Origin of the sequence: Ottowia thiooxydans, assembly GCF_040548795.1 — a bacterium.
Lineage (GTDB): Bacteria > Pseudomonadota > Gammaproteobacteria > Burkholderiales > Burkholderiaceae_C > Ottowia > Ottowia thiooxydans_A.
In genome coordinates, this window is sequence record NZ_JBEPSH010000009.1 from 196,824 (window position 1) to 210,615 (window position 13,792).

Consider the following 13,792-nt stretch of genomic DNA (forward strand, 5'->3'; position numbering starts at 1 on the left):
TCAAGCCGCCGGGCCCTAGGTGGTGCGACAAAAGCGTCAATGACCACCGGGTCCGCTCTGGAAAGCTTGATGTTTCCAGAAAGCGGGAGAAGGCAATGTATTGCCTTCAAGGGGTTGACTCAGGTTTCCTGTCCCGATGTATCAGCTACATCAGGCAGGCCCTTGCGCCTAGGTTTGCCCGAGAGCATCGGACAACTTCACTGTAATCCCGCTCAAGGTCTCAAGTCAAATGAAAGTATCAATGCTCCCACGCTCGCGATTGACGCAGTCAATGCGTTGGAGTACGTCCTAAAGCAGCCTTCAGATACACCTTTTAGCTTTTTTATATCATTTTTAGACAGTTCTCTCTGTTTCTTATACTTGACTGAGTATTTGGAACGCTTCTAGAATCGCGCCATCCAACCCAAACCCAGGAAAACCCTGGTCTGCTGCCAATTCTGGCAGGCCCCGTTCCAAGAAGAACAAACGCATGCAGCGCCGGTCGTTTCGGCGCACGCGTACATGGGCACCCTCTTAAGCGACTCCGTCAACGAGCCTCGCCCCCCTTGGCCGCCACCCTCAGTGCCAAGGTTTGGGGAGTGCGTTGGTGGCTAGATAAGGAATGCGATGAAAGCATCTGGTTCTGCTGGCAGCCCTGTGGCGCGCGGCATACGCACATTCTGCGGTGACGTGGCTGAAGGCTTCTTCGAAATCATGCACAACAGTTTTGCCCTGGTTGGCCTGGCTGTTGTGTTCGGCATAGTCATGCTGAGCACCAGGCCCGATCTGCGTGCGCAAGGCGAGGAACGCCTCACAAGTTGGCTGACCGAGCGCAAAGTGGCAGCGACCGGCGTCCGGCCTGAGCCAGGTGCCATCGATCGCGCCACCGCGGCTAACCCGGGCGAGTTGCCTCTCGAACAAGCCAATGTGGCGTTCTGGATCGCCAAGAAATACCGAGTGGCCCCAGAGCCATTGGCTGCGCTGGTCGCTGAGGCCTATGAAGTTGGCCGTAGCAGCCGTCTGGACCCCACATTGATCCTGGCGGTGATGGCTGTTGAATCCAGCTTCAACCCTTTCGCACAAAGTTCTGTGGGTGCGCAGGGTCTCATGCAAGTCATGACTTCTGTGCACTCGGAAAAGTACATGGACTACGGCGGTCACTACGCGGCGTTCGATCCAAAGACCAATTTGCGCGTGGGCGTCAAAATCCTGCAGGACTACATTGCCCGTGCAGGCTCGGTGGAAGGTGGCCTGCGCTACTACGTGGGCGCCGCAAATCTACCTAGCGATGGAGGCTATGCGCAAAAAGTGCTGCAGGAACACTCTCGCTTGTATCAGGTAGCCAAGGGTCGTCCCTTGCCCAGCAACACCCCCGGCCTTCGTGCAGCCGTGGTGCCGCCGCCCACTCCCATCCCCGCAACTCCGCCCATACAAACCACTGACACCAAGGTGGCTTCACTGTCTTGAGCCCGGTTGATTCTTGAATTGAAGAAATCTGGATCCGTATCGGTTCGGGCCTATTTCGCGAAAATACAGCAACCCGTTAATTAATTCTCGAACCCCTCACGGCGGCCAACAATTGGTCCCGCGAGGGGTTTTTACTTTTTTGGATTACTTTTTCAGTTGAATGAAATTTAATTACTCGTTCGGAAAATCAATTCAAAAAAAGACCTCAATTGTTCATCGCGACTTAGACCGCACCAGGCTTCTCCCTGAATGAAAAATTACTAAAAAAACTATTGGCCAGAATTGTTTTTTAATTAGATCTTTGGAATAAATCTGGTCTACATGTTCGATTTATTCAATGACCCCAGCTCCACAGCAGCCCGGGTTTTCCCTCGAATATCGGCCACCCGATTTAGCCTCCTAACCTGAGGCTTCAAATCGCCGCCAGACTCATCACGCAAGTCTTGGCACGCCATCCCCACTAGCGCAGCACGGCCTCCCTCCTGGGCAGGCACCGTCACGCTCGCCAAATCCCCCGCCCGCACTTTTCCGAGCTCACCCGGCCGGGTTTATCCGTGCTTTTCCCGCTAAGCCGCAATCGAGAAAAAATTCACGTTGAGCCTTAATTCCTGGTGTGCGGAAGTTTCTGTTTTCAGTAAACCTGAACAAAATGAAGCAGCCGCGTCATTGGCTATTTCAATGGATCAATCCCCACGTAGCTAAACACGCTGGAGGTCTGGGCCGGTCGTGTTTGTTTGAACGAAAAAGCACGAGACAAGACCAGTCCCCGAACCACAAGCCAACCCCAGCACCCTTGATTTTCCGGGTTCGCAGCTCAATACCAGAAGTGAGGAAAAATGTTTAAATTTTCCAGCAAAATAATACAACCAAAGTATTTGGCAGCAGGCTTGGCCCTTTTACTCTGTGGCTCGAGTTACGCAGCCATGGGAGTTAACAAAAGCTTCAACCCCATATCCACAGCCGTCAACCAGCCTTCGACGCTGACGGTGGCTCTCTTCAATTCAAACAGCGTGGCAGCTACGGGGGCTAGCATCACGGATACCCTGCCAGCGGGCCTCGTCATCGCCAGTCCGCCCAACGCCACTACGAATTGCGCAGGCGCAAGCATTTCCGCCGTAGCCGGCGGCAACGCTGTCACCCTGAGCGGTGCAACGGTTCCAGCCTCCTCCACCGGACCGGGCGTTTGTTCATTCAGCGTCAATGTAGTGGCCGCTGCAGGTGACACCTATCTCAATGAAATCCCTGCGGGTGCACTCACCTCTTCGGAAGGTGTAAATGGCCAAGGAGCGGACGCCAGTCTGACCGTCGTAGGCCTCACAGCCATTGTGGGCACCAAGGTTTTCTCTCCGGCCATCGTCCATGGCAACGGAACAAACACCTTCACTATTACGCTGCGAAACAACAATACCATTGCGCTCAATAACGTCGCAGTGACGGACAACCTGCCCCCACTGCTCAGGCTCGCTTCCCCTCCCAATGCCACCACGACGTGCGGCGCCGGCGTACTCAATGCTGTCGCAAATGCTTCGTCTATTTCCATGTCGGGCGGCACCATAGCACCCAACTCGAGCTGCACAGTCACGGCTCAAGTGACGCCATCCAATCCCAACGTTTTTTCCAGTGGCACGGCGACCAACACCATTCCCGTCGGGGGCGTTACCGCAGCTGAAGGCCCGCTCGCCAGCAATAACGCAGCGTTTGCCGCCAATACGACAGTGCAGACGGGAGCGCGTATCGTCAAGCAGTTTGCGGCCAGCCCGATTTTCAACGGCACATCGTCCGTGCTGAACCTCGTCATTGAAAACTACAACGTGGGCTCGGCCATGCCCATCAACTTCACTGACACTTTGCCAGCCGGCGTCATTCCTGGAAGTCTGGCCAGCAATACCTGCGGTGGATCGGTGTCGATTTCAGCCAACGTGGTCACGGTGGCGGGTGGCAGCGTAGCCTCTGCCCCCGCAGGCACCGGTGCCACATCCTGCACGATCAGCATCAACTACACAGCCATCAACAGCGGTGGATCTGCTATCAGCAGCACCAATGGGGCGACTCAGATCACAGGCATCAACTTCGGTGGCGTCACTCCTACCATCGTGCCTGCTACCGTGGTTATCAATCCGTCAGGGGTGGTCTATGTGGGCAAGACCTTCACCGGCACGGCAGTCCAGACAGGCTTGGTGAATCTGACCATTACGCTGCGCAACGACTCTTCCTCTCCCGCGGGCATTACCTCGTTCACGGACAACCTGGGAACCATGGGTGCCGGAATCACGGTGGGTGGGGCAGCCACCACGACCTGCGGAGGAACTGTCAACGCCCCCTTGGGCGCTACCCTGGTCACCAAGACAGACGGAGCCATACCCGCAGGAGGCACGTGCACCATCACGGTTCCTGTCCGCATCGCTGGCAACGCGGCGTTGACCAACCGCACCAATACCATCCCGGTAGGGGGACTGGTCACCACCGTGGGCAACAACACGTCCAGCGCCACTGCGACTTTCGCTGTGACACGGGCCCTGACCGTCTCCAAGGCTTTTGCACCGACACCCATTGCCTCCGGCCTTCAGAACTCGACGCTCACCATTACCCTGACACGCGCAGCACAAGCGGCCGCCCTGACCAATCTGTCATTCACCGACTCGCTGCCAACGACGCCCTATGCCATGGTGATAGCAGGCGCAGCCACCACCACTTGTACCAACGGTGTGGTGACCGCCCCGTTGGGCGGCGGCAGTGTGAGCTTGAGTGGGGGGTTGCTTCCAGTAGGTACCGCGAACGCAGCCACTTCGTGCACAGTTTCAGTTCCAGTGACCGCGCCCGCCTTGTCCAACGGAACAGCTGTCAATACTTTACCGGTAGGTTCCGTCACCTCCAGCAATGAAAACGTCATCAACCATTCGGCCGCGTCTGCCAATCTGGTGGCCCGAGACCCTTCAGTCAACCTGGCCAAGGGCTTCAATCCCACCATCGTGGCCATGGGCGGAACATCGCAACTTATTCTGCAGGTTCTGAACAATAGCGCGGGCGCCATCAATCTGACCGGTGTCAGGCTCAGTGATACGCTGCCCAGTGGCATGGTGGTGGCCACACCGCCCTCCGCGACCTTCACGGGTACGGGCTGCACAGCGTCATCTGCGGTCATCAGCGCCGTCGCCGGGAGCGGTACAGTCGGCCTCACGGGTGCCGGCGCCAGTATCAACGCAGGCAGCGTCTGTACCCTTGCAGTGAACGTTCGGGCCAATGATGCGGGCAATCTTATCAACGTGGTGCCTGCCAACAACCTCGTCACCAATCAAGGCCCCAGCAACCCCGACCCCGTGTCTGCGACGCTCTCAGCGACCGGCAGCGGTGATCTGAGCGTCACCAAGACTGACAACGTGTCGACAGTCACGGCGGGCAGCTCCACCACTTACTCCGTGGTACTGCGAAACGCCGGCCCCAGCAACATTGCTGGCGCTCAGTTCACGGATACGCCACCGCCTGGTATGACCTTCACCAGTTGGACGTGTGCGGCCACCGGCGGCGCAGTCTGCCCCGCAGCAAGTGGTAACGGACCGATTGCAGCGCCTGTGACCATTCCCGCCACGACCGGACAGGTGACTTTCACCGTCACCGCGCAGATCGCCGCGAGCGTCACCGGATCGATCTCCAACACCGCGACCATCACCCCGCCCTCCACCGTCGTAGACCCGAACTCGGCCAACAATTCTGAGACAGACACGAATTCCGTCACTCAGGACTCAAGGATTTCGATCACAAAAACGGACAACAGCACAACCTACACCCCAGGTGCCACCGGCACCTATGTCGTCACCGTAAGCAGCGTCGGCCTCAGCGACACAACCGGAATTAGCGTGACAGACAACCTGCCTGCGGGAGTGACGCTGACCGGAGTACCCACGTGCACCGTGACCGGGACTGGCGTCTGCGGCACCATCTCGGGCGCTTCAGGCGCAAGCACTTTCGGAGCCACCGGCGCCACTGTGGGCGGCGGCGCAGGCAATGCCTTGGTTTACTCTCTTCCGGTGCGCTTTTCGTCCTCGATGACTACCTCGCCTCTGATCAATACGGCATCTGCCACACCCGCAGGCGGAGCCACCGTCACCGCGCAAGACAGCAACACTTCGCTGCCCCGGGCTGACTTGCAGGTAAGCAAAACTGCGACACAGCCGACAGATGGCACCTATCTTCCTGGCCAGGCACTCAACTACACCATCACGGTGCAGAACAACGGGCCCAGCAATGTAGCTGGCGTCAACGTGACAGACAGCGTCCCATCCAGCGTGAACGTGAGCACCTGGACCTGCGCAGGAAGTGCCGGCGGGGCTTGCGACGGCTCTACAGTGAACGCCAACGGCACGGGAAACAGCATCAATCTGACCAACGTCACCTTACCCTCGGGTTCTGCCATTGCAATGGTCATTTCCGGGATGGCAGCGCCTTCCGCGACGGGCGACATCGTCAATACGGTTACCGCCACGCCCCCGGCGAGCATGGCCTGCACAAGCACGCCGTGCGCCAAGTCTGCTACAGCCACGAACACCAACGCGGGTAGCCCTCACTTGACCATCACCAAGTCAGCAACACCTGCCGCCTTCGCGGTTGGCCAGACTGGCTTCTATTCGCTTCAGGTAAGCAACAACGGAACCAGCATCACAAGTGGCACCGTCACCGTCACTGACACGCTACCGGCAGGCATTACAGCAACCGGCACACCCACGGGCGCAGGTTGGGACTGCAGCGCGAGCACGACGACCGCCATCACCTGCACGCGAGCAACAGCGTTGCTTTTCAACACGTCAGCTCCGACCATCTCCATACCCGTCGCTATTGCAGCAGGCACCAATTCGCCCGCCACCAACACCGCCTTCGTCCGAGGGGGTGGAGATGCCCAATGTCCGGCTACGGGACCTCTCGCCCAGAGTTGCCAGGGCGCAGTGGTCACACCTGTGAACGCTCCTAGCTTCAACGTCAACAAAACGCTGCAGAACACGACACTGGTCGCTGGCGTCCCGAACGCCTACGTCATCACCGTCACCAACAACGGCCAAGCCGCCACGCTGGCAGGTCAGATCGATGACGTGGTTCCGTCCTCGCTCAGCATTGGCACATTACCCCCTGGTTGCGTCAGCACGGGCGGGCAAGGCGTGCGCTGCGATGTTCCCGCTGGATTGCCTTTTGGTGGCCAGGTCAGCTATAGCCTTCCAGTGACGCCGCTGCCCAGCGCTGTCGGCCAGGCGGCCAACAATACAGCGACCGTCACGGGCGGCGGTGACCCGACCTGCCCAACGGGAGTCAACTGCTCGGGCAGCGCCAGCGGCACGATCACCGCACCGCAGCTGCTGATCACCAAAGCCGCTGATCCCACCACCCTGGTGGTGGGCCAAGCCGCCAACTACACCCTCACCGTGACCAACAACGGCAGCGCAGCTACCAATGCGAACGTGACCGTCACCGATGAAGTGCCTGCTGGCCTGACGCTAGGCACCATTCCGACCAATTGCCTGGCCACCGGCCAAACCGTGACCTGTACCGTCAGCAGCCTTGCCATCAACGCCTCGACCAGCATGGTCATTCCAGTGACGGCGCAAAACTCGATCAACGGCCAGTCCATCCAGAACACCGCCACTGCCACCGGTGGTGGAGACCCCGGCTGCGTCCCAGGGACCGCTCAAAGTTCCTTGCCGGCACGCTGCCAAGCCGCTGTGACAACCCCCATCAGTGCACCTCAACTGAAGTTGACCAAGACGGCCAGCCCCAACCTGGCGGTCGGGGTGCTGGGCGAGTATGTGCTGCAGGTTCAAAACACAGGCAGTGCCGCCACTGTGGGTGATATTTCCGTGATCGACGTTATTCCCGCGAGCTTGACTATCTCCAGCGTGCCCACTGGTTGCCAGAGGACCGGTCAACAAGTGACTTGTGTCGGAACCACCAGCCTGACGCCCGGACAGAGCACAAGTTGGTCAATTCCGGTCACGCCTACGGCGGCGGCCGCCCCCAGCGTGAGCAACACCGCCACGGTTCTGGGCGGCGGTGACCCCGTTTGCCCGAATGCTGACAACTGCAGAAGCACCGTCGTCAGTCCTGTGAGTGCGCCGCAGCTGCAGATCACCAACAGCGCCAATGGCCCGTGGACTATTGGACAGACGGGAGCGGTACTGACGCTCAACGTGCGCAATACAGGCCCCGTAAGCACCTCAGGGACCACGACGGTCATCAACACCTTGCCTGCCGGGGTTGAACCTGGGTGGACAGGTGTGCAAACCGTAGGAGCCTGGAGTTGCACAGCGGCTGGGCAGACCGTCACTTGCACCTCGGCCTCCGCGCTTGCCAATGGCGCCAGCAGCAGCATCCCCTTACCGCTCAGCATCACGGGGGCAGTGGCCGCAGGTGCAGCCAGCCAGGCCGCTGTCGGAGGCGGGGGAGATCCCTTCAACAACGGGGTCACCCCTGCGCCGGGTGGAACTTGCGCCTCACTTGACCCAGCCGTGCCTGGTCATTGCGCGGAATTGCCCATCACAGTGGCGTTGGGTGGCAACGTGTCCGCCAGCAAAACGCTGGCGCCTGGAACCCAGCAACCATTGCAACCGGGCCAGACCGTGAGCTACCTGTTGACAGCCACCAATACTGGCGGCACAGCAGTCACCGGCTACAGCATGAACGAAGTAGTGCCAGCAGGCACGATTTTGGTGTCTGTGGGCGGTGGCACCACGGCGTGTGCAGCGAATGCTCCCGCAGGATCGTTGTGCAACATTGGCTTTCCCACCATTGCGGCGGGCGGCAGCATCGCAGTGACCGTCACCTTCCAGGTGCTGAACAACGTGTCAGCCCAACTGACTCAGATCGTGAACGCTGTAACCGCCCCCCTCGCTTGCACGGGCGCCACTTGTGAAGCACCGCCCACGCCACCTGCTTGCAGCGGTTCTTCCTGCATACCGGCAGCCCAGTGCGCCGCAAACGACCCCTTGTGCGTACGCACACCTGTACGCAGCCGAGTCGGAAACGGCATTGAGCCCATCCCGTCCCTTTCTGAGTCCGGCCTGGTGCTGCTCAGCCTCTTGATGGGCTTGCTGCTCTGGAACGCCAGAAGGCGCCAAGGCTGATCAAAAGGGTGGTACCAGGTCAGCGCCTGCCAAGGTCTGCCTGGTGTCTACCTTTTGACGTGAACAAAAAAAAACGGCCTGAAGGCCGTTTTGTTTTTTTACCTCCGAAAAGGAGGCAAAAGGCTAATCAATAGCGGTTACGGCCACCGCCGCCACCACCGTAGCCACCGCCGCCGCCGCCGTAGCCGCCACCACCGGAACGGTCGTTGCTACGTGGCTCCATAGGGCGTGCCACGTTCACGGTCACTGAACGGCCATCAACGCTCTTGCCATTCATGCCTTCGATAGCAGCGCGAGCTTCGTCATCGCTACCCATTTCAACGAAGGCAAAGCCTTTGGAGCGGCCAGTGTCACGCTCCATGATGACTTTGGCGGAGTTGACGGTGCCGAACTCAGCAAACGCTTGTTGCAGGTCGTCATCACGGGTGTTGTAGGAAAGGTTACCGACGTAGAGTTTGTTGTTCATAAATGTCCTGAGAGAGAGAAAAGGCTGATTGGCTTAACAATGAATGGTGGGGAAGATCAGCGGCGCGGAGCGCCTGACCGAGGAGCGCCCGAAGACGAATTCCTCGGCTCGAGATGACGGAAGGTCAAACGACCTTTATTAAGGTCGTAGGGAGACATCTCCAGAGACACGCGATCACCGGCGAGCACGCGAATGCGGTGTTTACGCATTTTGCCGCCAGCATAGGCGACCAGCGTATGACCATTTTCCAGCGTGACGCGGAAACGTGAATCGGGCAGAACCTCGTCTACCTTGCCTTGCATCTCGATTAGTTCTTCTTTTGCCATTAGTGTCCTTTTTGAATAAGGGGGGGGAATAGGCGGCTCAGCCGATCTGTCGGTTCAGCACCATGCTGCGAGCTTGGTCCAGCGCATACAACTGCGCCCCACTATCACTGCAAAACTGCGGAATAAAGCGAAAAATTCGATCATGCATGCCACGGCGGATCGAAACCGAAGCCTGGTAGAGACCAGACTCTGTGCGGCGGGTGATCGGCGTGACAAGATACCGCCCAATATTTTGGGCTGTGGAGTTAACCATTTAACTTTCTAAAAGGAACCGGCCATTTCACAGAGGGGGTTTGAGAACCCGAGCCAAAAAGGCAAATGCTGTGGGCCGGAAGAGGTCAATTTGCAGAAAACATGCAAATTGAGTGGAGCTCGCCAAGAGAGTGTTGACAGTCTTTGGCTTGGGGGAGGTGTGGCCCCAAACGAGCGAAGCTAAGGCTTCAATCAGGTCAAACGCTGGTTCAACGCAGCGAACACGCCTTGAGCCAATGATGCAGTATAGCCTATATCACACTTTATTGCTTGAGATTGCAGACACTACAGAACTCATAGCGTGTGCCAGGCCTGAGCCAGGGGTGCGCGCAAGGCGAATTCAGCGTGAATTCACCCTACCCCTTCGAAGGTTCGAAAAGGTATTGCAACAAACCTTGGTCATTTTTGACTGGTGTACAGGTAATACCCCAGATGTTCGCCATGCGCTCTGGCGTCAACACCTCAGCCACTGGGCCGAATCCAGCAATCTTCCCGCTGGCCAGCAACAGGGCGTCGTCTGCGTACCGCAAAGCCAGATTGAGATCATGAAGCACCGCAATGATCCCTATTCCCTCTTGCCGGGCTCTGTTCTGCAACAAGCCCAGGGCCTGATGCTGGTGCGACAAATCCAGGGCCGCCGTGGGTTCATCCAATAACAGCCAGCGTGCAGCACCATCTGGCCGGGCTGTCCACACCTGCGCCAGAGCCCTGGCCAGATGCGTGCGCGCTTTCTCACCGCCAGAGAGCGTATTGAAAATACGCGGGGCAAGAGCCGTCACATCGGTAGACGCCAGCGCCTGCGCAATGATCCCGGCTTCGTTGGCATCCGGGCGCTGGCGGTGAGGGTAGCGCCCCAGCTCCACCACCTCACGCACCGTGAAGTCAAAAGCCACTGCACTTTCCTGAGGCATGACCGCCCGACGGAGTGCAAGTTTGTGCGCTGACATGCCTGCCAAAGAATGACCATCCAGCAGCACTTGACCGGCGTCGGGACGCCGCTGGGCAGACAGCAAGGAAAGAAGTGTGGATTTTCCGGCACCGTTGGGGCCCAGAATGACCGTGAAGCGACCCGGACGAAGCGTTGCCGAAACGCCTTCGAGCAGGGTCCGGCCATTCAGGCCTACGCGCGCGCCCATGCATTGCAGCGTCATACTCGCCCCCTGAATCGGCGCAGCATCAGCAGGAACATGGGTCCACCAATGAATGCCGTGAGCACGCCCAGAGGCATCTCTGCCGGCGACACGATAGTGCGAGCCACCGCATCAGCAGTCAAAACCAGGGTCGCACCCAACAATGCTGAACCGGGCAGCACCACCCGATGATCAGGCCCCGCGACCAGACGGACCCAATGCGGCGCAATCAGCCCCACGAAGCTGATGATGCCCGTGGTCGCCGTGACCGCCCCGACTGCGAGTGCGGTGATGACCACCACGGCCCGCTTGGTGCGTTCCACATTGACTCCCAGCAACTCTGCTTGTGCCTCACCCAGCGCAATGGCGTTGAGCGGCCTCGCCCAGGCCATGCCCGCCGCGCAAGTGATGCCTACCACCGCGGCGACCAGAGCCACTGCACTCCAGCGCGCCCCGCCTAAACTGCCCAGGAGCCAAAATTGAATGTTGCGCAGCTGCTCGTCTGTGGCCACGAAATTGAGATACCCCAGGCCCGCGCCGGCCAGGGCATTGACTGCCACGCCTGCCAGCAACATCACACCAATGTGCGTTCCCGAAGGTCCCTGCGCAAAGAGGTAGATCGCCAGGGTCACGGTCAAGCCGCCCAGGAAAGCGGCGACCATCAGCGTCCAGCTGCCCAAGGAATGGGGCAGGTCTGGGAACCAGCGTTGCCCCAACACGATCGCCACCCCCGCAGCCAAGGCAGCACCACTGCTGATGCCAATCAGACCGGGATCTGCAAGAGGATTTCGGAACATGCCCTGCATCAAGGCGCCAGCCATGGCCAAGCCAGCACCAGCAGCCACCGCCAGTACCAGGCGGGGAAGTCGAATGTTCAGGAACACCAGATGCTCCGGAGAATCCGTGATGCTTCCGGACAGCGCTTCGCCCAGCAGCTTCAAGAGCTGCCCAGGCGAGATGTGATACGCCCCGCTTGCACTGCCCGCCAGAAAAGCCACGGCCACCAGCAAGAGCCCCAGCACCAGCGCGCTGCGGGGTGCCAGCCGAGCTGGCGATACCAGGCCACTCACGCGTAGAACCGACTATGCAGCTCTCGTACAGCCTGCGGCAAGCGCGGGCCAAAACCAAGCAACAAGAGAGCATCCTGCACCACCAAGGCTTTGCGGCGAAACGCGGGCGTCAGCGCCAGTTCCGGCCGTTGCCAAAGCTTGTCTACGCCCCCTATGGCCTCAATGCCCTGGTCGGTTGAAAGAATGATGTCGGGGGCTGCGCTGGCCATGGCTTCTGCGGTCATGGGGCGGTAGCCCTGAAAACCAGAGAGCGCATTGACCCCGCCTGCAAACCGGATCATGGCTTCCGCCGCTGTACCTTGCCCTGCCACCTGAGCGGAAGCGCCGTGGGAAAGAATGAACAGCACGCGTGGTTTGGTCCGCGTCACTCCTGCCACCTGGCGACCCACTTGAGCCCATTCCGCGTCAAGCCTGGCCTGCAGATCACGTGCTGCGGCTTCGCGCCGAGCTGCGCGGCCCACGGCTTGGACTTTGGAAGTCACATCGTTCCAGGTGTAATCTGATTTCACCAATTCCACCTGAACACCTGCACTGCGCAACTGATCCAGTACCACAGGAGGCCCCGCATCGGAGGTTGCGATGATCGCATCAGGCTTCAGCGAAAGCACGCCCTCTGCAGAAAGCTGGCGCAAATAGCCGACCTTGGGCGTTTTCTGGGCGGCTGACGGATACAGGCTGGTGGTGTCTGTGCCCACCAGTTGAGCCTCCGCCCCCAGTAGATAGACCACTTCCGTGATCGCGCCGTTGATGGTGACCAGACGAGGCAAGCGGGCAGGTGCCGGCTGGGCATTTGCCGCCAGCGGCAGGCTGGCGGTAAGAGCCGCCGCCAGCAGTTGGCGGCGCGAAGGAGTTGACAACATGGACCGTCGCGCTCCTGGCCTTACGCAGCAACAGCCGCAGTCGGCGCCGCCTTGCGCACGATGGCACGCCAATCTTCACGCTCGGGATTGCCGGGTTTGCGCTCGCCAAAGAACATGGCCATCAAGTCGCCCTTGGCGTCGAACAGTTCGACGGAAGTGACGGTACCGTCGGTCGTGGGCTTTTCCACCACCCAGGCGTTGGCAATGGCATCTTCCTGCATGTGCAGATTGAAATCCGCATCCAGCACATTGAGCCATTGAATACCACGGATTTCCATCGGTTCAACGCGCGTCACAGGGCCTGTGTGAATCTGGATGCAACCGAGGCTTCCCACAAAAACCATGATCGGTGCGCCATCGAATGCAGCCTCTTGCAAGACTTGGCGCGCCACGTTGGCGGGTGCGCGGCGCGTGAAGCGGCCTTCGGCCAGGCGGAAGCTCTGCTGGCGCTCCACACCGAACTTCTTGAGCATTTCGAAGAAGTCGTGGGTGTCCTTCATGCCAGCCCATGCTTGCAGCAGCCCATCGGCATCAATGGCGTCATCGCTCTTGACCGCAGGAGCCACTGGACGGGGCTTGAATTCGGGGGCCAGCGAAGCATCTGCAAAACGCTGCATGACGCCCTCAAAGGCTGCTCTATCGGTCGCATCGCGGCAATAGATCTTGTGTACCGCCAGACCGCTGGCGTCATAGAACTGCAGGCTCAAAGCAGCGGGCGAATTAGGCTGTGCAGCCGCTTCGGTCACTGCGAAGCCAGCGTGCCAATGCATAAAGAACAGACGCAGATCGATGGGGCCACCCAGCGCCAGGCCGACAGGGCCCTGCGCAGAAAGCTTTTCATAGACGCCGGTTTTCTCATGCACCGTAGTTTCATTGCGCGTCAGCGCCAGAACCGGACCACATTCGCCCACGGCTTTCAAAATATCCAGCCAGGACTTGGTCAGCGGCACTGCTTTCAAAGCGCCATCGTGATTACCGGCATGCGCTGCAACAGCTTCGCCTTCGCTCACGCCGATGGATTCGGCGGCGTCACGCGCTCGTTTTCCTGCAGCACGGGCTTCGGCGAAACGGGTTCTCAATGTTTCTACGTTCATGGGTTGGGACGATTAGAGTTTGTTTGAAAAGCAGGCCCCCTGGCC

General features: G+C 59.4%; 9 protein-coding genes. 2 read left to right on the plus strand and 7 right to left on the minus strand.

All coding sequences use genetic code 11. The annotated features are described in order from the left end of the window. Positions 1–606 precede the first annotated feature (606 nt). Together ABIE13_RS22150 and ABIE13_RS22155 are read left to right on the plus strand one after the other, a co-directional pair. On the plus strand, positions 607–1,446 hold the full coding sequence (locus tag ABIE13_RS22150; RefSeq protein ID WP_354447486.1) for a lytic transglycosylase domain-containing protein: 840 nt from the start codon (positions 607–609) through the stop codon (positions 1,444–1,446). Between the two features lie 923 nt (positions 1,447–2,369). Continuing rightward, positions 2,370–8,549, plus strand: coding sequence for a beta strand repeat-containing protein (locus ABIE13_RS22155; protein ID WP_354447488.1), 6,180 nt, complete (start codon positions 2,370–2,372; stop codon positions 8,547–8,549). A 127-nt stretch (positions 8,550–8,676) separates the two neighbouring features. Here ABIE13_RS22155 and ABIE13_RS22160 read toward each other — a convergent pair whose 3' ends face one another. From ABIE13_RS22160 to ABIE13_RS22190, 7 genes are all read right to left on the minus strand, one after another. Next, positions 8,677–9,015, minus strand: a complete 339-nt coding sequence (locus ABIE13_RS22160; RefSeq protein ID WP_354447490.1) for an RNA recognition motif domain-containing protein — start codon at positions 9,013–9,015, stop codon at positions 8,677–8,679. A 56-nt stretch (positions 9,016–9,071) separates the two neighbouring features. Next, a complete protein-coding gene (gene infA, locus ABIE13_RS22165) occupies positions 9,072–9,341 on the minus strand; it encodes a translation initiation factor IF-1 (protein WP_354447492.1) in 270 nt (89 codons plus the stop codon). A gap of 37 nt (positions 9,342–9,378) precedes the next feature. Then, on the minus strand, positions 9,379–9,594 hold the full coding sequence (locus ABIE13_RS22170; protein WP_354447494.1) for a hypothetical protein: 216 nt from the start codon (positions 9,592–9,594) through the stop codon (positions 9,379–9,381). A gap of 355 nt (positions 9,595–9,949) precedes the next feature. Next, positions 9,950–10,744, minus strand: a complete 795-nt coding sequence (locus tag ABIE13_RS22175; RefSeq protein WP_354447496.1) for a heme ABC transporter ATP-binding protein — start codon at positions 10,742–10,744, stop codon at positions 9,950–9,952. Next, complete coding sequence (locus ABIE13_RS22180; RefSeq protein ID WP_354447498.1) at positions 10,741–11,793, minus strand: FecCD family ABC transporter permease; 1,053 nt, start codon at positions 11,791–11,793, stop codon at positions 10,741–10,743. The genes ABIE13_RS22175 and ABIE13_RS22180 overlap by 4 nt, the downstream gene beginning before the upstream one ends. Next, positions 11,790–12,653: a heme/hemin ABC transporter substrate-binding protein gene (locus tag ABIE13_RS22185; RefSeq protein ID WP_354447500.1), complete on the minus strand. Its 864-nt coding sequence runs from the start codon at positions 12,651–12,653 to the stop codon at positions 11,790–11,792. The genes ABIE13_RS22180 and ABIE13_RS22185 overlap by 4 nt, the downstream gene beginning before the upstream one ends. A 20-nt stretch (positions 12,654–12,673) precedes the next feature. After that, complete coding sequence (locus tag ABIE13_RS22190; RefSeq protein WP_354447502.1) at positions 12,674–13,747, minus strand: hemin-degrading factor; 1,074 nt, start codon at positions 13,745–13,747, stop codon at positions 12,674–12,676. Positions 13,748–13,792 lie beyond the last annotated feature (45 nt).

Excerpts from the sequence above, each read along its gene's own strand:
- ABIE13_RS22170 (WP_354447494.1), bottom strand. The coding sequence starts at position 9,594 with ATGGTTAACTCCACAGCCCAAAATATTGGGCGGTATCTTGTCACGCCG.
- infA (WP_354447492.1), bottom strand. The coding sequence starts at position 9,341 with ATGGCAAAAGAAGAACTAATCGAGATGCAAGGCAAGGTAGACGAGGTT.
- ABIE13_RS22160 (WP_354447490.1), bottom strand. The coding sequence starts at position 9,015 with ATGAACAACAAACTCTACGTCGGTAACCTTTCCTACAACACCCGTGAT.
- ABIE13_RS22155 (WP_354447488.1), top strand. The coding sequence starts at position 2,370 with ATGGGAGTTAACAAAAGCTTCAACCCCATATCCACAGCCGTCAACCAG.
- ABIE13_RS22175 (WP_354447496.1), bottom strand. The coding sequence starts at position 10,744 with ATGACGCTGCAATGCATGGGCGCGCGCGTAGGCCTGAATGGCCGGACC.
- ABIE13_RS22190 (WP_354447502.1), bottom strand. The coding sequence starts at position 13,747 with ATGAACGTAGAAACATTGAGAACCCGTTTCGCCGAAGCCCGTGCTGCA.
- ABIE13_RS22185 (WP_354447500.1), bottom strand. The coding sequence starts at position 12,653 with ATGTTGTCAACTCCTTCGCGCCGCCAACTGCTGGCGGCGGCTCTTACC.
- ABIE13_RS22150 (WP_354447486.1), top strand. The coding sequence starts at position 607 with ATGAAAGCATCTGGTTCTGCTGGCAGCCCTGTGGCGCGCGGCATACGC.